At 36.8% G+C, this 20,480-nt stretch carries 9 protein-coding genes and 1 tRNA gene; 3 read left to right on the top strand and 7 right to left on the bottom strand.

Annotated features, from left to right (window positions below):
- Positions 1-51: 51 nt before the first annotated feature.
- From BA1379B_RS06545 to aroA, 4 genes are all read right to left on the bottom strand, one after another.
- Positions 52-8,625: a GH36-type glycosyl hydrolase domain-containing protein gene (locus BA1379B_RS06545; protein ID WP_078692532.1), complete on the bottom strand. Its 8,574-nt coding sequence runs from the start codon at positions 8,623-8,625 to the stop codon at positions 52-54.
- Positions 8,626-8,807: 182 nt separating this feature from the next.
- Positions 8,808-10,508, bottom strand: coding sequence for a 30S ribosomal protein S1 (gene rpsA / locus BA1379B_RS06550; RefSeq protein WP_078692533.1), 1,701 nt, complete (start codon positions 10,506-10,508; stop codon positions 8,808-8,810).
- Between the two features lie 133 nt (positions 10,509-10,641).
- Entirely contained in the window at positions 10,642-11,289 is a 648-nt protein-coding gene (gene cmk, locus BA1379B_RS06555) for a (d)CMP kinase (protein WP_078673486.1), read from the bottom strand.
- Positions 11,286-12,614 (bottom strand): 3-phosphoshikimate 1-carboxyvinyltransferase, encoded by a 1,329-nt coding sequence (aroA, locus tag BA1379B_RS06560; protein ID WP_078673487.1) that lies wholly within the window; start codon positions 12,612-12,614, stop codon positions 11,286-11,288. The genes cmk and aroA overlap by 4 nt, the downstream gene beginning before the upstream one ends.
- A 184-nt stretch (positions 12,615-12,798) precedes the next feature.
- Between aroA and BA1379B_RS06565 the strand changes: the two genes are divergently transcribed.
- Together BA1379B_RS06565 and BA1379B_RS06570 are read left to right on the top strand one after the other, a co-directional pair.
- Complete coding sequence (locus tag BA1379B_RS06565) at positions 12,799-13,176, top strand: TIGR02300 family protein (protein ID WP_035005508.1); 378 nt, start codon at positions 12,799-12,801, stop codon at positions 13,174-13,176.
- 103 nt (positions 13,177-13,279) lie between these two features.
- Positions 13,280-13,355: transfer RNA gene (locus tag BA1379B_RS06570), tRNA-Ala, on the top strand.
- 584 nt (positions 13,356-13,939) lie between these two features.
- Here the strand turns inward: BA1379B_RS06570 and mutS are convergent.
- Positions 13,940-16,675 (bottom strand): DNA mismatch repair protein MutS, encoded by a 2,736-nt coding sequence (gene mutS, locus BA1379B_RS06575; protein WP_078673488.1) that lies wholly within the window; start codon positions 16,673-16,675, stop codon positions 13,940-13,942.
- A gap of 210 nt (positions 16,676-16,885) precedes the next feature.
- Between mutS and BA1379B_RS06580 the strand changes: the two genes are divergently transcribed.
- Positions 16,886-19,204 carry an NADP-dependent malic enzyme gene (locus BA1379B_RS06580; protein ID WP_035005510.1) on the top strand — a complete coding sequence of 773 codons (2,319 nt, stop codon included), beginning with the start codon at positions 16,886-16,888 and terminating at the stop codon, positions 19,202-19,204.
- A 65-nt stretch (positions 19,205-19,269) separates the two neighbouring features.
- Here the strand turns inward: BA1379B_RS06580 and secB are convergent, their stop codons facing one another.
- Complete coding sequence (gene secB, locus BA1379B_RS06585) at positions 19,270-19,746, bottom strand: protein-export chaperone SecB (RefSeq protein WP_035005515.1); 477 nt, start codon at positions 19,744-19,746, stop codon at positions 19,270-19,272.
- A 97-nt stretch (positions 19,747-19,843) separates the two neighbouring features.
- Complete coding sequence (locus BA1379B_RS06590) at positions 19,844-20,350, bottom strand: FxsA family protein (RefSeq protein WP_035005517.1); 507 nt, start codon at positions 20,348-20,350, stop codon at positions 19,844-19,846.
- Positions 20,351-20,480 lie beyond the last annotated feature (130 nt).

A 20,480-nucleotide genomic window follows, 5' to 3' on the forward strand; every position in this document is an offset into this window, starting at 1 on the left:
AGTAAACTATAACAATTTTAGAGCTTTGAGCAATATAAAAAGCTTTTTTATTTATGATTCTAGAGTATATACAATTTCATGGTTGCCTGTTTTTTTTAATTTTATGCCTTGATCGATTTTGTTGTATTCTTTTCCGTCAATACTGAGCATGTTTTTATTTGCTCGTCTAATTGTAATTTTATAAACAGCGCTGTGAAATTTCATTTTTGCTTCATATGCAGGCCAGAAGGAGGGTAAATGTGGGCGTAAAAATAATTTTCCAGCTTGCAGATGAAGTCCAAGAATCGTTTGTGTTGCTGCATGATAAAGCCATCCTGCTGAGCCTGTATACCATGTCCAGCCACCTTGTCCACAATGTGGTTCAACTGTGTAAATATCTGCGGCCATGACATAAGGCTCAACGCGATAGATTTCTGGATTTTGACCATGATTGATAGGATTTATTTTTGAAAACAGTGTGTAAGCTTTATTTTCTTCTCCTATTTCAGCAAGTGCTAAAATGCTCCAAATAGCACCATGAGTATATTGCCCACCATTTTCTCGAATGCCAGGAGGATAACCCTTAATATAACCTGGCTCGAGGGAACTTTTGTTGAAAGGTGGCCAGAAAAGACGTATGAGACCAGTTTTTTCATCATAGAGGTGATCAAGCAGGGATGCCATTGCTTGTTTTTGACGGCTAGAATCTGCCATTTTGGAAATTACAGCCCATGATTGAGCAAGAGCATCAATTTGGCACTCATCATTTATTTTAGATCCCAAAGGAGTTGCATCATCGAAATAACCACGTCGGTACCAAGCACCATCCCATCCTTTTTCTTCTAAGGCTTTAGTGAGACGTTTTAAATATGCACTCCAAGCTTGTACGCGGCTATGATCATTACGATTTTTAGCGAGAGGAATGAATGCTTGTAAAGCAGTACCTAGAAACCATCCCAGCCAGATACTTTCACCTTTGCCTTCAATACCCACTAAGTTCATACCATCATTCCAATCACCACCTAGAATAAGGGGTAAATTATTGGGGCCACAGCGCTTAATAGCGAGATCTAAGGCTAAAGCACAATGTTCATACAGTGTTGTAATGTTGGAGGATTGTATAGGCTGGAAATAAGCATCTTGTTGCCCTGTGGCTAGGGGAGGGCCTTCGATGAAAGGAACAGGGGTATCAAGAAATGCATCCTCACCAGTGGTGCGAACATATAGAGCTGTTCCGTAAGCAAGCCAAACGATATCATCAGAAATAAGTGTCCGGACGCCAGCATTCGTATCAGGAAGCCACCAATGTTGCACATCTCCTTCAGGAAATTGGTGTGCTGCTGCATTTAGTAAGTGCTCACGCGCTAATTGTGGTTTAAGCAATAATAAAGATAAACTGTCTTGCAGTTGGTCACGGAAACCGAATGCTCCACTGGCTTGATAAAAAGCTGAGCGCGCCATTAAGCGGCATGCATAAATTTGATAAGGCAGCCAATGATTGACCATAATATCAAAAGAGGGATCAGGAGTTTTTACTTGTAGTGGAGAAACAAAATCATTCCATTGTTGTTTTTGTTGTGCAAAGACAATTTGAAAATCATCTTTACGAGCTTGATCAAGCAGTTTTTTAGCTTGTTGTATGCTTTCAGTATTGCCAAGATAGAAGATGATTTCTTTTGTTTGTCCTGGTTGTAAATCGATATCATAGGCGAGGGCTGAACAAGGATCACAACCGGGTTCTACTATATTTGAAAGTGGTTCAGCTTTACGAATAGCTTGTGGGTGCTGAATTGTTCCTGTTGTACCGATAAATTCAGTACGATTAGTCGTAAAACTGGTTGGCATTTCGGATGCTGATAAAAAAGTAACCTGTTGAGATTTTTCAATGTGATAAGGATTCTGAATAAAATGTGCACCACGTTTAGAATCATAATGGGGAATAATAAAGGGCGCGTATTGTGTACGGATATTTCCTAAAACCCATTCGGCATAATTATAAAGGCGTAAGCTACGTGGTGTTTCTCCTTCATTTTTAATGATAAGACGAGAAAAACGAATTGGCTTTTCTCCATTAAGTGTATGGGTCAGTTCTAATGCAATGTCTGAATGTTTAGATTTAAAAGTTGAAAACCCAAAACCATGGCAAGCTTCATAAATGACTTTATTATCACATTCGACGGCAGAAACTGGAGAAAAGCATTTTAAAGATAGGCGATCGACAAGATAAAGCGCTTCCCCTGGACGATTGGTAACGGGATCATTACTCCAGGGCGTTAATTGATAGTCACGGCTATTATGAGCCCATGTGAAGAGTGATCCTTCGGCGGATACATGAAAGCCAAAACTATTGTTTGCAATTATGTTAATCCATGGATGTGGCGTTGTTTGACATCCATTCAGACGGACTACGTAATGGTTATGGTGATTAAAACCACCATAACCATTCCAGTAGCGCAAATCTTCACTCGGTACGGGGAAAGAAGAAGTGTTTTGTTGATCAATGAGAGCAATGGAAGAAAATAGGGTCTGTTTGATTTGTGGGGCTTTTTGTATTTTTTTATTAGATTTTTTGTAGTTTAATTTATTATTAGATTCTTGACTATGACTGCTAATAATTAAATCGGAATCAATATTTTCTATACGTTTCAATTGTTCAGATAAAGATCCATTCTGAGCATGCAGGATAATGCGAGCTGACGCGAGAAGTGTTTGAAAATTTTGTTCATTCATTTTATCGCGCTGGAGGGTAAAAATATGATGTTGTCCGTCCATTTCTTTTGTACGGTGACGGTAAGACTCACATGCCCATTCAATGGCGCGTTGTGTATTTTGTAGATAAGAAAATGTCTGTTCATTTAAAATGACTAGATCAACAATGAGACCTCGCATACGCCAATATTCATATGCTTTAAGCAGTTCACGAAGTACAGTGATATCTGTTTCATTATCAAGTCTGAGAAGGCAAATAGGATAGTTTCCTGAAATAGACATTGGCCATAAATCAGATTGTTTTCCAAGAGTTTTTGCTAATATTTCCGGAGGAAGACGCCACGTTCGATCAGGGTAAATAAGTGGCGTTATATATTTTTGGTAAGTAATAGCTTCTCTAGGATTGATATTTTTTTGATACAGTGAAACTTGTGAATGCATCCATGCTTTTGATAAAGCTTGCTGGAACATATCAGGTTGTCGATAGGATTCAATATAGTTTTGTAATGTTTCTTTTGAATCGGCAGCAAAAGTCCAAAAAATAAGTTCTGCTTTTTCATGTGCTGGAACTTTTATACGACAACGGATTGAGATAATCGGATCAAGAACACACCCTTGATTACCTTTGAAACGAGTCTTTTGGTCAAAGATAATTGGGTGATGAATAGATCGACCACGGCCAATAAAAATGCGACGATCGGTTTCTGCTTCTGCTTCTGGGATAATTCCTGATGGATCAGTAACAAAGTGAGCAACGTGAATATTAGGATCATGAGGAGAGCGTTTGCGTCTTTTAGCTAAAATTGTTCCACCTGAATCAAGAATTTCTGTTTCTATGAACATTCGCGAAAAAACAGGATGAGTAAAGTAATCTTTCATTGTTGCGAGTGCTAATTCACCATAAGAAGTTATTTCAATTATTCGGTCTTTGTTTGTTGTATTCATTAACTGTATACGTCGACCTTCACCGTCACCTTCAGAAGTAACAAGACATTCAAGTGTTGATTTCAGTCCATCAACTGTTTTTATATATTCAGCTTTTTCATCTGTAAAAATACTGACCACTTCTTCTTCAGCTATACGTGTTGGTTCACTAGTGACAGACCACCAGCGTTTATTATGCGTATCTTGGACAAAGAACAGAGTTCCTTGTTGATCTTCGGATGCATCAGGAATAAAACGCGTGATAGCATAGTTATGCCAACGGCTATAACCAGAACCATTTGCTGTTGTCATTATGGAATAACAACCATTAGATAGAAGCAAAGTTGCTCGAGGTTGAAGAAGAGGACTTGTAATAATGCGTGCAGGGATATCATCAAAACCTTTAGAGTTTTTATGTATAGAATTGTTGATTTTAGTATGAATAACAGGAATTTGTCGTGGGGCTCTTTCCTGTAATAAGAGTTGTACAGCTTTTATAATTGGATCACGATGAAAGCGATTGCGCATACGTCCTTCAAAAACAACATTATCAATGGCAAGAATTGACATGCCATGATGATGTGCATAATAGTTACGTACGATAGCGTATTTTTTTCCTTTTTGTACACGCGAAGGAGTAAAATCAATAGCATCGTAATAACCGTATGTTCCTAAAGCACCAAGATTACGCAGGTATTTTAGATTAGCGATAGATTGAGTTGGCATATATTGTGCGGCTAAAAGACTAGCATAAGGAGCAATAACAGCGTTGCGTGATAAGCCACGTTGAAGCCCTAGTCTTGGAACACCAAAATTGGAATATTGGTAATTCATTAAATGGTCACGGCTATTAAATGCAGCTTCTGAAATACCCCATGGCAATCCTCGTTTGCGCGCATATTGTATTTGATGGCGAATAATGAGGCGATTTGTTTGATCGAGTATGGACCCTAAGGGTTCATGCATAATGAGAGAAGGCATAAGATATTCAAACATGGATCCTGACCATGATAATAGAGCACTTTTCCAACCAATTGGGATAAGTAATCGGCCAAGACGAAACCAATGTTTAAATTTAATGTCGCCCTTAGCGATAGCAAAGAGGCTTGAGAGACGCGCTTCTGAAGCTAAAAGATCATAGCAGCTTTCATCAAGTTTATTTTCCTGTACGCGATAACCAATAGATAAAAGTTGACGTTCAGTCTGTTCTAAAAAATCAAATTTCATATCTAAAGCTATTTGTCGGGCTTTTTCAGATAAAGTATTTAATTCTTTGCATAATTCTTTAATATCATAGTTATTGGTAATATCATGGTTATAAGCTTCACAGTTTTCTACCAGGCATTTAGCCCAGGATAACATATGAGCAGATTCTTTTGTTTGGATTATTTTATCCAGTTCATTGATTAAATGTACAATGTTACGAGCAGTAATCGAAAGATGAGAGATATTCATAACAGTTGCTGATTTTGCTTTGAGTTCACTAACAGAGTGGTGAAAATGAGCAATATGCTCTTTGATCTGTTGAGGGAATGGATGAAGAAACTTAAGGTTATCAGGAATTTCTTTTAAGATTTCTTCAAGAATATTACTAATATCGAATAAGCCATCTAGATCGCTTTGTAAAAAAGCATCAGGTACTTCAGCCCATTCGTTTAAAGCGGAAGATAGCGTTATTAAATGGCCAGCAAGATTACCTGAATCAACTGTTGAAACATAAGTTGGTAGAAGAGGTTTAAGTGTATCTGTTTCATACCAATTATAAAGATGACCTCGAAATTTTTCCATTTTTTCGAGAGTATTTAATGTGCACTTAATTCGCGTAATGGTATCTTCAAAGCTAATCCAACCGAAATCACGTGCGGCAATAATAGAAAGTAGGTAAACGCCAATATTGGTAGGTGATGTGCGTCGTGCAACAAGAGGTTCAGGATCTTCTTGAAAATTATCAGGTGGCAAATAATTATTTTCTGCATCAACAAAGGTTGCATAATAAAGCCATGTCCGTCGTGCAATGCTCCGCAGTATTTTTTTATCTGCAGAAGATATATCAAGAACATCTTGAAATGTTATTGGTTTACTAACAATCCATGCAATCAGCGGTGAGAAAAACCATAAAAGCCCAAAAGGTAAAGCAATCAATATTGTTGAATTATGAAAGAAGAGAGGTAATCCTATAGCTATAATACCAATAAATACTGCTGGCCACATAGTGATGATATAGAAGCTTAAACTATTGGGAATGGCTTTCATTGTGGCTGAAGTTTTCCATTCAAGAAGATATTGTTTGGAAATCATCATGCGATAGAGTGCACGAATGATTGCATCAGTCATAAAATAAGCTGAGTGGGCTATAAATGTGATTTTAAGCAATATTTCTAAGACCATGGAGGAAATATTATTTAAAATTAATTGTAACTGTCCGCGTAAAGAATAATCGCTATTGGAGGAAATGAATGTACGAAGCAAACCTAAAATTGATGCAATAAAGGGGCTAAAAAGCAGAAATATTTGCCAAACAATTGCTATCTTTGACGGTAAAAAAGACCATCCTGCTGTTGCTGCAACAAGCCACATGAGTGGTGTAAGAGAACGGCGCAAATTATCCTGCATTTTCCAGCGCGTAGTGAGACTCACGCTATGGTGGTTTAAAAGATAAGGCAATAACTGCCAGTCACCACGGATCCAACGGTGATGACGAGCGACATCCACGTTATAGGCTGTTGGATAATCTTCAATGATTTCTACATCACTGACAAGTGCAGCACGTGCATAACTTCCTTCTAAAAGATCATGACTAAGAACAGTGTTTTCTTTGATTTTGTTCTTCAGTGCTTGTTCAAAGGCATCGATATTATAAAGACCTTTTCCGGTAAAAGTTCCTTCTCCCAAAAGATCTTGATAAATGTCAGATACACTAAAGACATAAGGATCAATTCCACGATTGGTAGAGAAAATCTGTTGCAAAATTGATGTTTCTTCTTCTGCTGTGAGAGGAGATGTAATACGGGGTTGTAAAATGCTGTAGCCTTTTACAACCCTTCCATTTTTTTCAGAAAAAACGGGACAATTAAGTGGATGGTTGAGCTTACCAACGAGTTTAGTGACACTTTCAGGAGTTAGACGTGTATCTGAGTCTAAGGTCATAACAAAACGACAATCCATGGGAAGATGTGGATCTGGAGCATAAAAACTCGTATTTTTATTTCCTTGGAGTAAGAGATTAAGCTCATGAAGTTTTCCCCGTTTACGCTCCCATCCCATCCAGCATTTTTCATGAGCGTTATAAAGACGTCGACGGTGGAGAAGAAAAAATAAAGGAATGTTATTACGCTGATAGCGCTGGTTTAGTTGAGCAATACCCTTTTTTGCATAGTGCAATAGATCAAGGTCGTTTTGTGTTTCTTCAAATGGAGAATCTGCCCAGTCTGTGATGAGAGCAAAATGAATGGCTCCCTGGGGATTAGAAAGGTAGTGTACTTCAAGATTATTTATTTGTTCATCAATATCATGACGTGATGTGATTAAAGTGGGGACAACAACCATAGTGCGCGCATCTTCAGGAATACCTTCTTTATATTCATAACCAATGAGCCGTTTTGGTGAAACAAACCATGAAACAACAGTGTTAAAAAAAGCAAAAGTAGCATCCATAGTAGGAAAAAGTGCTAGTGCAGTGAAAAGGAGTGTCATTAATGGTGTGAGACCAGATGTTCGTAATGAAATATAGATCGTGGACAAAAGAACCAGCATTAAAAGAGAAACAGGGATGGCAATAATTCCTATTTTTAAACGATGATAAGTTTGAATCCATTTTGTTAGAAATGATGGATTATATTGACAGGCTTCTTCAAAAATAGGGCGTCCGTCATCAACCAGGTACCACCCAACAGAGAAATTATTCTTACAGGCAACATCTTGAGAACAAGTTTTTGCCATTTCTACAGCTTTACATGCAATTTCTAACTCACTAAGAGGGGAGCGATGGGCGATTTTTTCGATGACTTGTCGATACGCATTACGTGAATGAGAATCAATTTCAGAAAAATCACTATTTTTACGCAGGATAAAGTCTACACAACTTACTGTTTCAAACCATGCCGTCCAATCAATATCATCCATAGTTTTGAGAGTACGAATAATATTGCCCATGGTGATACCATCTGTTGTTTGACGAGTATATTCATCAGCTGTTATCATTTCTGGACTACTGCCATGAAGATGCAACTGTTTTTCAAGCCAGGTTAACGCTATTGTTGCATCAAAAGATGCACCTCGCAGACGGTAAAATAAATGAGCTGAAAAAATCGAATGAGAGGTTAGTGTTTCATAAAGGGTGAGAATATTTAATTGAGTTTCATTTTTTGTAAGGGCGATTTTATCGGCTGCTTGATTAGCAAGAAAGCGCATATAGCGTGCTTGTTCAATACGCAATGAAAGACGGCGGACATTTTCAATTAAGATTATACGAACAACAAAAGGAAGAGCCCATAATTCACTAATTTTTAGAGTACAAATTTTTTGAAAACCATTAACCATTGCTGTTAGTGTTTCTTGTGAAAATCTGCTATCTGTATGGGCAACATAAAGCCAAGCTAAAACAAAAATACGTGGAATTTCTTTTTTTTGTTCATAAAAGGGGAGTTGCTTGATGAACGATTTAGAAAAATTGCAGCGTAATTCCTGTATAGTTTTGTCAATGGTGTAATGATTATCAATAAGCCACTGGGCGGATGGTGCAATTGTTTCGTTATTTCGTGCAGCAACGTCATTGATGTGAAAGACATGGAGAATAAGTTTAGAATTTTCAATTAATCGTTTGCGAAAATTACTTTCTTCTTCTTTATATTCAGGAAGAAAGATTTTTTGGTCAGAGGCTATAGTGTAGCCTAACTTATAAAGCTCTTCTTCTGATTTGTTAGTTGAACGGATAGGCAAACTAATTTCATCGAGAGAGTGAATTTTTGTCTTTTGGGAAGAAAACCACTTCATGCGATGTAATTTGGGGACCATAATATTCTATTACTATTCGATGATGTGTTATTTATTCAATAGACTATTGGTATTTTCTCTCAATAAGTGAACACTTCATTTTTTAAGCTTTGAATTTTCTTGTCAAAAATTAAGGGATTAAAAGAGATTCTCTAATGAAGAATAAAAGGCCACTATATAATTAGTGGCCTTTTATTTCATGATTAATCTTGTTCTTGCTTTTTTAAAGCTGCGCCGAGAATCTCACCAAGAGAAGCTCCTGAATCTGTAGAGCCATACTGAGCTACAGCTTCTTTTTCTTCTGCGATTTCTAAGGCTTTGATTGAGACTGAAAGCTTACGGTTTTTTTTGTCAAATGCAGTGATTTGAGCGTCAACTTTTTGTCCAATAGCAAAACGCTCAGGACGTTGCTCATCACGATCTCGTGCCAAATCAGTACGGCGGATGGTGACTTCAAGATCGTGTTCAATAAGCTTCACATCAACACCATTTTCATTAATGTCTATTACTTCACATGTAACAGTGGCACCTTTCCGTAATTCTCCAGACGCTGCTGCTTCTCTCATTTTGTCACTGGATAGTTGTTTAATTCCTAAAGAAATACGTTCTTTTTCAACATCAACATCAAGAACAACAGCTTGAACAGTATCACCTTTATTGTAAATATCAATAACTTGTTCACCAGGACGATTCCAATCAAGATCAGAAAGATGAACCATACCATCGACATCACCTTCAAGACCAATGAAAAGACCAAATTCTGTTTTGTTTTTAATTTCGCCTGTAATTTGTGAATTCACTGGGTATTTATTCGCAAAAGCTACCCAAGGATTTTCAGATGTTTGCTTTAAACCAAGCGAAATACGGCGTTTAGAAGAATCAATTTCAAGAATAACAACTTCTACTTCTTGTGATATAGAAAGGAGTTTTCCAGGATGTATATTCTTTTTTGTCCAACTCATTTCAGAGACATGGATTAATCCTTCGATTCCTGGTTCGATTTCAACAAAACCACCATAATCAGTGATGTTTGTAACAGCACCAGTAATTTTTTTACCGACTGGATATTTAGTGTTAATATTATCCCATGGATCGTTTTCAAGTTGTTTCATTCCAAGCGAAATACGATGCGTGTCTTGATTGATACGAATGATCTGAACTTTAATAGTTTGGCCAATTGTTAAAACTTCAGATGGATGGTTGATACGCCGCCATGCTATATCTGTAACATGCAAAAGTCCATCAATACCACCGAGATCAACAAAGGCTCCATAATCTGTTATATTTTTGACAATACCTTCAACAATTTGGTTTTCTTCAAGATTTTGAACAATTTCTGAGCGCTGTTCAGCACGACTTTCTTCTAAGACAGCGCGACGTGAGACAACAATATTACCACGACGACGATCCATTTTTAAAATTTCAAAAAGTTGTGCATTATGCATTAAAGGTGCAACATCACGAATAGGTCGAATATCGACTTGACTACGAGGCAAGAAAGCAACAGCACCGTCGAGATCGACCGTAAAACCGCCTTTAACTTGACTAAAGATAATGCCTTCTACGCGTGTCCCAGCATTGAATTTTTCTTCAAGACGAATCCAGCTTTCTTCACGACGTGCTTTTTCACGCGATAAGACAATTTCACCTAGCGCATTTTCAATACGTTCAATGTAAACTTCAACTTCATCACCGATTTGTAAAGAACCATCTTTACTTTTGCTACCAAATTCCTTAAGTGGAATACGTCCTTCTACTTTAAGACCAGCATCAATAATGGCCATATCTTTTTCGATTGCAATGATGCGGCCTTTAACAACAGATCCTTCATTAAGGTCATTCGTTTGAAATGATTCCATTAAAAGGGTTTCAAAATCTGCTGTTGTGGGATTGTATTGTGACATGAGAACTCCTGATACATACCTTATGTTGCAAAAGGTATAAGCGCTAGGTTAGTGTTAATATGAGGTAACTCCACACCTTCTCCCTTTTCGTAAAAGAAAGATAAGCGCTAGGCTGGAAATCACCTTGATGATTTTATTTAACGGCATGCTTTTTTATAAGAGGATCAATAAAGGCGCAAGCAGTTTTCAATACTTCTTTTATACTCAATTCTGATGTGTCAAGCAAGTAGGCATTCTTAGCTGGTTTTAGAGGATGATATTTTCGAGTCATATCACGTTTGTCACGTCGTTCAAGATTGGCCAAAATTTCATGATAGTTTGCTTTTCCTCCTTTTTTTAGAATTTCTTGGTATCGACGTTTTGCACGTATTTGAGCATTCGCTAGGATATAAAATTTTATATCTGCGTGAGGACAGACAACAGTACCGATATCACGGCCATCAAGTACGCTTCCCGGTAATTTTTGGGCAAAATCACGTTGTTTGGAAACAAGAATTTCACGCACAGCTGGTATAGTTGCTACTTGTGATGCGGCTTCGCTAATATCAAGAGAACCGAGAAGAATTGGATCTAAAGTGTTAAAATCAAGCTCTTTAGCATATGCAACAGCATTTATGTGATCATCTAGGGGTAAATTTCGTTTTAAAAGCGAATAGCCAACACTGCGGTAAGTGAGACCAGTATCCAAATGGTGAAGATGATAATAGGCAGCAATTTGTTTTGCTAAAGTTCCTTTTCCAGATGCTGAAAGGCCATCAATTGCAATAATAAAAGGTTTCAATAGATTCGACCTCCAAGTTGATGCATTAAAGGAATAAATTCTGGACAATTGGTAATAATCATCTGTTTATCATCAATCATAACAGGTTTTTCTGAGACGAGTCCAAAAATAAGAAAACACATTGCAATTTGATGATCAAAATGTGTAGTAACGCGCCCACCTCCTAAATCTTTGGTAGAATTTTTCCCATGGATAATAAGAAAATCTTTACCATTTTCACAATGAATATGATTGATTTTTAATCCTTCAGCAAGGGTAGAAAGTCGATCTGATATTTTACAAAATAACCCTTCAATTCCTGAGATAATTGTTTTCCCTTTCGCAAAGGCTGCTGCTATTGCTAAAGCAGGATATTCATCAATTATTAATGAGGCTCGTTCTTTTGGTACAGTTACACCTTTTAACTCTGATGATTTAACGCGTATATCGACAATATTTTCTATACCTGTTTTGCGTTGGTTCAAGAGTTCAATTTTAGCACCCATTTCCCATAATGTTTGGATGAATTCCATTTTCTCGTCGTTGACGAGAACATTTTTAAGTGTGATATCAGAATTTTCTACAAGAAGAGCTGCAATAATTGGAAAAGCTGCTAGGGATAGGTCACCTGGAACATTAATGATTTGTCCAATAAGATGCGGCTGACCCTTAAGAGAAGTGAAACGTGTGCCTGTTTTATCTATTTTTATATCAATTTCAGCACCAAATGCTTGTAGCATTTTTTCTGTATGATCTTGTGTAAGAGTTTGCTCAATAATGGTTGTAGTACCGGCGGTATTAAGACCGGCAAGAAGGATTGCTGATTTTACTGGGGCGGAAGCCATAGGTATAGGGTACCGAATCGGGTTAGCCATTTTGGGACCGTAAAGCGTTAAAGGCAAGTGGTTACCAAGAGTTGGCTCAGTTTCAACTCCCATTAAACGCAATGGATTAAGGATATGCTCCATTGGATATCTAGAGAGTGAGGCACTGCCGAGAAAAGTCGTTTTCATATGGTAAGAGCTAACCAGTCCCATGATCAGGTGAGCACTTGTTCCAGAATTGCCAAAATTTAAAGGTGTTTGTGCTTGTAGTAAACAACCATTACCGGTTCCATGAATAATCCAAAGGTTATTTTTTTTGTAACATTGTGCTCCCATAGCTTGCATGATGGTAGCTATACGCAAAACACTATCATTTTCGAGAAGCCCATGAATATGTGATTCTCCATGCGCCAATCCTCCTAATATAAGTGCTTTATGGGAGATTGATTTATCTCCTGGCATTTTGATTATGCCAGAAAGATTTGTTGATTTTTTAGCAGTTGCTGGTATTGCTTTATACATCGAATCTTTATTTAGTAAGATATAAATTTTAAAAAATTAGATGCCCTTTATCATATGTTTTGATAAGCGTCATGAGAAAATCCGTGTGGAACTATGTATTTGTCTTTGACAAGTGCATTGTTTTTTGTTTAAGCACCATGGAATTCGTTTTAATGCAATTTAACTAACCAAAGAGGCACGGTCTATGGCAAAGCCAGAACTTGGAACCAAACGTGTTGACCCGGAAACGGGAAAGAAATTTTATGATCTTAATCGTGATCCTATCGTGTCGCCTTATACAGGGCTTTCTTATCCGCGTTCTTATTTTGAGGTTGCAGCGGCTGAAGTAAGTAATGAAGAAGAGGTTGATACTGAAGAACTTGATACGGCACTTGAGAAGTCTGCCTTTATGTTGCTTGAAGAAGATGTCGATGTGTCTAAAGATGATGAGATCCCTGATTTGGATGATGACGATGTAGATCTTGTTGATGATGATACATTTTTGTCTCATGACGAAGGTGATGAAGATGATGATGTAACTGATATCCTTGGCAATGGTGTTTCTAACGATGATGATGTTTAAAAAAGCAAGAAGAGATTATGTTCTATTTATTGGTATAGATTTTTCTTGATCTTCAGTTTGTCTCGTTCTAAGAACTTTGCGGAGAGTGTTTATTGTTTTTTGTGGGGCTATAGCTCAGCTGGGAGAGCGCTTGCATGGCATGCAAGAGGTCAGCGGTTCGATCCCGCTTAGCTCCACCAAAAAGATCAAATATTTTTCTTAGTACATAGATATTCAAAAATAAAGTTTGTCTATTCATCGAAAAATGAGATGTGTAATCGTATTTTCTTTGTTGTCTCTAGTAAAATTCATTTCATTATTGTTTAAACTCAAAAAGCTTTATAAAAATATCATGAAGTTTTTCCGTTATTTATAACGGTGAGATATAGTGATAATAAGCTAAAAGCTCCTTCATAAAGGATATATTTACAATTTTATATTTGAAATTGATAGAGAAAGAGTATTGGCATTTTTCATGAAAATGCTTTGTTTATTGTAAATTATAGTTGTTGAGAGAACTTCATAAAATGGTCGAAAATTTTATGATTTCAATACCTAAAAACTCTGAATATTATTATAAATAAAATAATCAAACAGTATTGTCGCTTGTATTTTTTATAATATGAGTACTTATGCTATGAGCATGGAAAATAATTTTAAGTTATTTTTTGAATTTTTAATACAAATTAAAGATATTGTCATGCAATTTACTTTCTGTATAAAAAACTTTTAGGAATATAGCAGTTTATTATTGTAGAATCTTTTTTAAACTTTTTATTAAAAATCATTGTTTTTCAAGTTGTTTGAGACGGTAGAGTTCTTCTAAAGCAGCTTTAGGGGATAATTCATCGGGATTGATATTTTTTAAAGCATCTTTAATCGCGCAACATTGATCATTTTTTTCATTTGTTAAAGATGTCGCTTTGAGAGAAAATAGCGGTAAGTTATCAATTAATTTATCACCTTTTCCGGACATTTCACCTTGTTCTAATTGATGCAGAACATCTGTTGCACGAGAAATAACTGTTGCAGGTAATCCAGCTAGCTTTGCCACTTGCACACCATAAGAGCGATCAGCAGTGCCTTTAGTGACTTCATGGAGAAAAATAACATCACTATTCCAATTTTTAACTTTCATTGTTACATTATGAAGGCGATTAAGTTTTTTTGTTAACGCCGTCATTTCATGAAAATGTGTAGCGAGAATAGCACGACAACGGTTTATTTCATGGAGATGTTCAACTGTTGCCCAAGCAATTGAAAGACCATCAAAAGTTGACGTTCCTCGTCCAATTTCATCGAGAATGACAAGAGAATGGTTACTGGCATGGTTGAGAATAGTTGCTGTTTCAACCATTTCCATCATAAAGGTTGAGCGTCCTCGAGCAAGATCATCAGAAGCACCAACACGACTAAATAAACGATCAACAATGCCAATATGAGCTGAAGTGGCTGGTACAAACGATCCCATTTGTGCCATGATAGCAATGAGAGCGTTTTGTCGTAAAAAAGTTGATTTTCCTCCCATATTAGGGCCTGTTAACAACCAAATGTCTGCATCTAAGTGTTTGTTTTGTGCCGAAAGATCGCAGTTATTGGCAACGAATGGTTCCGCAGCTTGTTTTCGTAATGCTTGTTCTACAACGGGATGACGTCCAGCGGTAATATGAAAGGTTAATGAATGATCAACTTTGGGACGACAATATCCTTGTTCTTCAGCTAAGTGGGCTAAAGCAACAGATACATCTAAAATAGCTAGAGCTTCAGAAGCTTGACGAATGAAATCAATCTGTTGGGTAATTTCATCAACAAGTTTATCAAAAATTTCCAATTCAAGCGTTAAAACATGATTTGCAGCATGAGCAATACGACTTTCGAGTTCGGCGAGTTCTGTTGTAGTGAAGCGCATGGCATTCGCCATTGTCTGTCGGTGGATAAAACGAGCTTTTGCTTGTGGAGTATTTGTGAGAGCCGATGCTTGTAAGTTCGTTACTTCAATAAAGTAACCTAAAATATTATTATGTTTAATTTTGAGTGTTTTAATATCTGTTTCTTTAGCATACTGCGCCTGGAGTTTAGCAATAACACAACGTGATTCATCTCGCAAATTACGCATTTCATCTAATTCTTGGTGATAATGAGGACGAATAAAGCCACCGTCCCGCTTGAAAAGAGGGAGATCGTCAGCCAGTGCTTGTTCTAGCTGAAAATGCAAAGCGGCAGGTAAGTGCGAGAATACCTCTCGTACATCATTGATTTCTTGAGGAAGTAACTCATTATTAAGAATCTGATTAATTTCATTGATGATTTCAAAACCGCGCTGAATTGTTCCCATATCACGCGGACCTCCTCGACCAAGCGCTAAACGTGATACTGCGCGTGGCATATCTGGTCCTCCTTTTAAAATAAGCTTAATAGCTTCTGCAAGAGAAGGATTGCGTAGAAAAAAATCTATTGAATCAAGGCGTTTATCGATAGCTACTGGAGTTGTTAGGGGAGAAATTAAGCGATCGACAAGAAGGCGTGAACCACCTCCTGTGACGGTGCGATCAATCGCTTTTAGGAGACTCCCATCGCGTTGACCGGATGTAGTCCGAATGAGCTCAAGACTAAATCTTGTTGCTGCATCAATGAAAAGAGTTGTGCTTTCATTTTGACGCTCAGGTCGCATGAGAGGGGGACGATGTGTGATTTGTGTTTTTTCGATATAGCGAATAGCAGCAGCGATGGCTGAAAGTTCTGGGTGAGAATAATCTGCAATGCCTTTAAGGGTTGAGAGTTTGAAGTAAAGACAAATATCTCGTTCAGCAGTGGTGGTCTCAAAAAGATTTTCTGGTTGAGGAGAGATAATATTACCGAGAACATTGAAAAGAGCTTTTTGAGATTTATCATGGAAAAATGAATCAGCGACAATCACCTCTTGTGGGTCTACACGCATAATATCTGTTAAGAGATTTTCATGACGGCTTTCTGTAACTCGAAATATACCAGTAGAAATATCAATCCAGGAAAGAGCATATTCTTCTTTACTACGGGTTGTTGTGCGAGCAAGTGTCATGAGGTAATTTGCCCGTGCTGGATCAAGAAGTTTTTCTTCTGTTATTGTTCCGGGTGTTATAAGACGGACTACATCGCGCTGAACAACTGATTTTGAACCACGCTTTTTTGCTTCTGCAGGATCCTCTATTTGTTCGCACACGGCAACGCGATAACCACAAGCAATAAGTTTTTGTAAATAATCATCTGCAGAGTGAACAGGAACACCACACATTGGAATATCTTGACCTAAATGTTTACCGCGTGTTGTGAGTGTAATCCCTAAGGCTTGAGCAGCTTCAATCGCATCATTAAAAAATAATTCATAAAAATCACCCATACGATAAAAAAGAAGAGAGTCGCTATTAACAGCTTTGATTTCTATATACTGCTCCATCATAGGGGTAAGGCGCTCTTGATGAGTATTGGATGGAATCGTAGGGCGTTGGAGTGAATCATTTTTATGTTCAGTCTCTTTTTCCATTTTAGTACGATTATTCCTTTTAATGTAGGTTTTATTATCCTTTTTTATTTACTTCGAGGTATATCTTTATTACCTCTAAATAAAGCGTATGATAAGATGCTTTCATAAAGTGAGCATAATTATTTTTGGCATATGAATCAAATTTTTAAATTTAATCATTATATTTGTTGTTAATCAGAGTTTATGCTGTTTTTTAAGAAAGTAAGTGAAATGAAAAAAAATGAACAGGATCAAACAACATATAAAAAATTTTATAGTGTAGATGAGCAAGAAGCCCTTGATTTTCATAGGGGCGATCGTCCTGGTAAGCTTGAAATTGTTGCAACAAAACCTATGGCAACACAGCATGATCTAGCACTTGCTTATTCGCCTGGTGTTTCTGTTCCAGTTAAAGCAATTGCTGAAGATCCGTTAATGGCTTATGATTATACGGCAAAAGGGAATCTTGTTGCTGTTATATCAAATGGGACAGCTATTTTGGGTTTAGGTAATTTAGGTGCCTTGGCATCTAAGCCAGTAATGGAAGGAAAAGCAGTTCTTTTTAAACGCTTTTCAGATATAGATTCAATTGATTTAGAAATTGATACGAGTGATCCGGAAAGCTTTATTAATTTAGTACGGTATTTGGAACCATCTTTTGGTGGTATTAATCTTGAAGATATTAAAGCACCTGATTGTTTTATTATTGAGAGCCGTTTACGCGAACTTATGAATATTCCTGTTTTTCATGATGATCAACACGGTACAGCAATTATTGTGGCTGCTGGTGTAATTAATGCTTTGCATTTAACAGGGCGTACTATGCAAAATACACGATTAGTCTGTAATGGCGCAGGTTCTGCAGGAATTGCTTGTATTGAACTCATTAAAGCAATGGGTTTTCGATCTGAAAATATTTTGTTGTGTGATACAAAAGGTGTTGTCTATGAAGGGCGTGAAGAGGGGATGAATCAGTGGAAAGCTGCTCATGCCATTAAAACAGATAAACGCACGCTTTCTGAAGCGATGGAAGGTGCCGATATGTTTTTTGGGGTTTCAGCGAAAGGTGCACTAACTGCTGAGATGGTAAAATCAATGGCGCCACAACCAATTATTTTTGCTATGGCTAATCCTGATCCAGAAATTACACCTGAAGAAGTAGCAGAAGTACGTGATGATGCTATTATAGCAACAGGGCGATCAGATTATCCCAATCAAATTAATAATGTTCTTTGTTTTCCGTATATATTTCGTGGTGCTCTTGATGTTCGTGCAACGGTTATTAATGAAAGCATGAAAATTGCTGCAGCGAAAGCTATTGCAAAATTAGCTCATGAGGAAGTTCCTGATGGTGTTGTAGAAGCTTATCACGGAAACCGTCTGAAATTTGGGTCCAATTATATTATTCCAGTTCCATTTGATCCACGTTTACTGACAGTTGTTTCAATCGCGGTGGCAAAAGCAGCAATGGAAAGCGGTGTTGCTAGAAAGCATATTCATGATTTAAAAGCGTATGAACGTGATTTGAATGCTCGACGTGATCCCATTGCATCCACGATGCGTGGTGTTTATGATTATGTTTGTCAAGCACCAAAGAAAATTGTTTTTGCAGAAGGGGAAGAAGAATCGGTCATGCGAGCGGCCGTATCTTACGTTCACCAAAAATTAGGAAAAGCAATTTTAATTGGTCGTGAAAAACAAATTAAAGATACTGCTGCTGTCGCAGGAATTGATCTTGAGCGTGAAGGAATTTCTATTCTGAATGCAAAGCTATCTTGTCGTACAGATGCTTATGCTCAATATCTGTATAAAAAGATGCAGCGTCAAGGTTGGCTGTTGCGTGATTGTCATCGTTTTATCAATAATGATCGTAATTATTTTTCTGCTTGTATGTTAGCTTTGGGTGATGCTGATGCAATGATTACAGGAGTAACACGCAATTATGAAACGGCCTTGGTAGATATACGACGAGTGATTAATGAAAAACCACAGGAACGATTAATTGGTATTTCAGTAGCTATTTGTCGCGGACGCACTGTGTTTATTGCTGATACAGCTGTTTATGAGCATCCTAATGCTGAGGAACTTGCTGATATTGCTGAACAAACAGCTTTTTTTGTGCGTGAATTTGGATATCAACCACGGGTAGCATTTTTAGCATTTTCTACTTTTGGTCATATAAAGGGTCAAGTTACGCAAGATATTCAGAGAGCTGTTGATATTTTACATGAACGTAAAGTTGACTTTGAATTTGATGGAGAAATGAGTGCTGAGGTAGCTCTTAATTCGAAATTGATGCAACAATATCCTTTTATGGGATTAAAAGAACCGGCTAATATTTTAGTAATGCCTGGATATCATTCATCTTCAATTTCGAGCAAAATGTTACAAGAACTTGGTGAAGCAACCATTATTAGCCCTATCTTAATTGGATTGGAGAAATCTGTACAAATTGTATCGTTTAGTGGACGCGATACAGATATCGTTAATATTGCAACTTTGGCTGCTTATCATGCAGAAAAAATTGCTCAAAAAAATAAAAGCCTTTGATATTTCAAGGGCTTTTATAATGAAAGAAATAAAAATAAATTTTATGTAATGTTACAAGCTAATTTTTAAGAGGGTTGCGTTTGATTATTTTTTTGTTCTTCGGCAACTCGTTTTTGGAACATCGTTGCAAAATCAATCGGATCAATCCACAAGGGAGGAAAACCACCATTTTGTGTAGCATCAGATATAATTTGCCGAGCAAAAGGAAATAAAAGACGTGGACATTCAATAAAAACAAGCGGCATTACATGCTCTTGTGGAATATTTTTAATGTGGAAAATACCGCCATAAATCAGCTCTATGTGAAATAGTATTTCGGTATCATCTTTAGTTTTAACTGAAAGGGATAGTACAACATCATAATTATCATCACCAATTGGATTGGCGTTGACATTAATGTTAACATCAATTTGTGGCGCTTTTTCCCGTGGGCGTAATGAACGAGGTGCGTGCGGATTTTCAAATGAAAAATCTTTTAAATATTGGGTCAAAACAGCAAATACTGGTTCTCCACTATTATTATGTATTTCACCTTCGGCCATACTACAAACCTTTCATTATAATACACATATTGCTATTGTAAATTTAAAAGAAGTTACCATGACTTGCAAAGGGTTGCAAGAAATGCTCTCTTTATCTTTAATTATTTTTTGTATTTTGGTTATTATCGTTATTTTTGTGCCAGGGAGATTTTTCGGTCTTATAGCTCTGATAATCTTCCGGGTTAAGTTCAATTATTTTTTCAGATTTGTTTTGTGCGTTAGAATTTGTTTTATTAATAAGGGATAAAAAAAGATTCCAGATAAAAACACGAATTGGTTTTATAAGGAGTAATATTCCACAAATATCGCTTATAAAACCTGGAAGAGTAAGCAAAACGGCACCAAGAATAATAAGTGCATCATTAGCTATGTAATGTTCTAGTGCCTGTCCTTGAAGGAGTTTACTTTGTATATTTTTTATAAGACCTATACCTTTCATACGCAATAAAATAATTCCACTCATCATTGTTAAAAGAATTAAGCTCAAAGTCGCTAGAATTCCAATTTCATTTCCAACAATAATAAAGCCAGAGATTTCAAAAAAGAGAGCGCTGAGAACTATAATTAAAAAAAATCGAGACTTTATATGATAAAATTTTTTCAAATGAAGATATCCTTCTCAAGTTTTTTGTTAAGAAAATTATATTATTATTTTCTCAATTTAAATTGGGGAGTCATAAACATTATTTAAATAATAGATTTACTTATTTTACATGTTTATTGATCAATGATAT

This window comes from Bartonella sp. A1379B (assembly GCF_002022485.1).
GTDB classification, from domain to species: Bacteria; Pseudomonadota; Alphaproteobacteria; order Rhizobiales; family Rhizobiaceae; genus Bartonella; species Bartonella rochalimae.

What these genes read in the sequence shown, in the direction of transcription:
- BA1379B_RS06545 (WP_078692532.1), bottom strand. Translation starts at nt 8,625, where the DNA reads ATGGTCCCCAAATTACATCGCATGAAGTGGTTTTCTTCCCAAAAGACA.
- rpsA (WP_078692533.1), bottom strand. Translation starts at nt 10,508, where the DNA reads ATGTCACAATACAATCCCACAACAGCAGATTTTGAAACCCTTTTAATG.
- aroA (WP_078673487.1), bottom strand. Translation starts at nt 12,614, where the DNA reads ATGTATAAAGCAATACCAGCAACTGCTAAAAAATCAACAAATCTTTCT.
- BA1379B_RS06565 (WP_035005508.1), top strand. Translation starts at nt 12,799, where the DNA reads ATGGCAAAGCCAGAACTTGGAACCAAACGTGTTGACCCGGAAACGGGA.
- mutS (WP_078673488.1), bottom strand. Translation starts at nt 16,675, where the DNA reads ATGGAAAAAGAGACTGAACATAAAAATGATTCACTCCAACGCCCTACG.
- BA1379B_RS06580 (WP_035005510.1), top strand. Translation starts at nt 16,886, where the DNA reads ATGAAAAAAAATGAACAGGATCAAACAACATATAAAAAATTTTATAGT.
- secB (WP_035005515.1), bottom strand. Translation starts at nt 19,746, where the DNA reads ATGGCCGAAGGTGAAATACATAATAATAGTGGAGAACCAGTATTTGCT.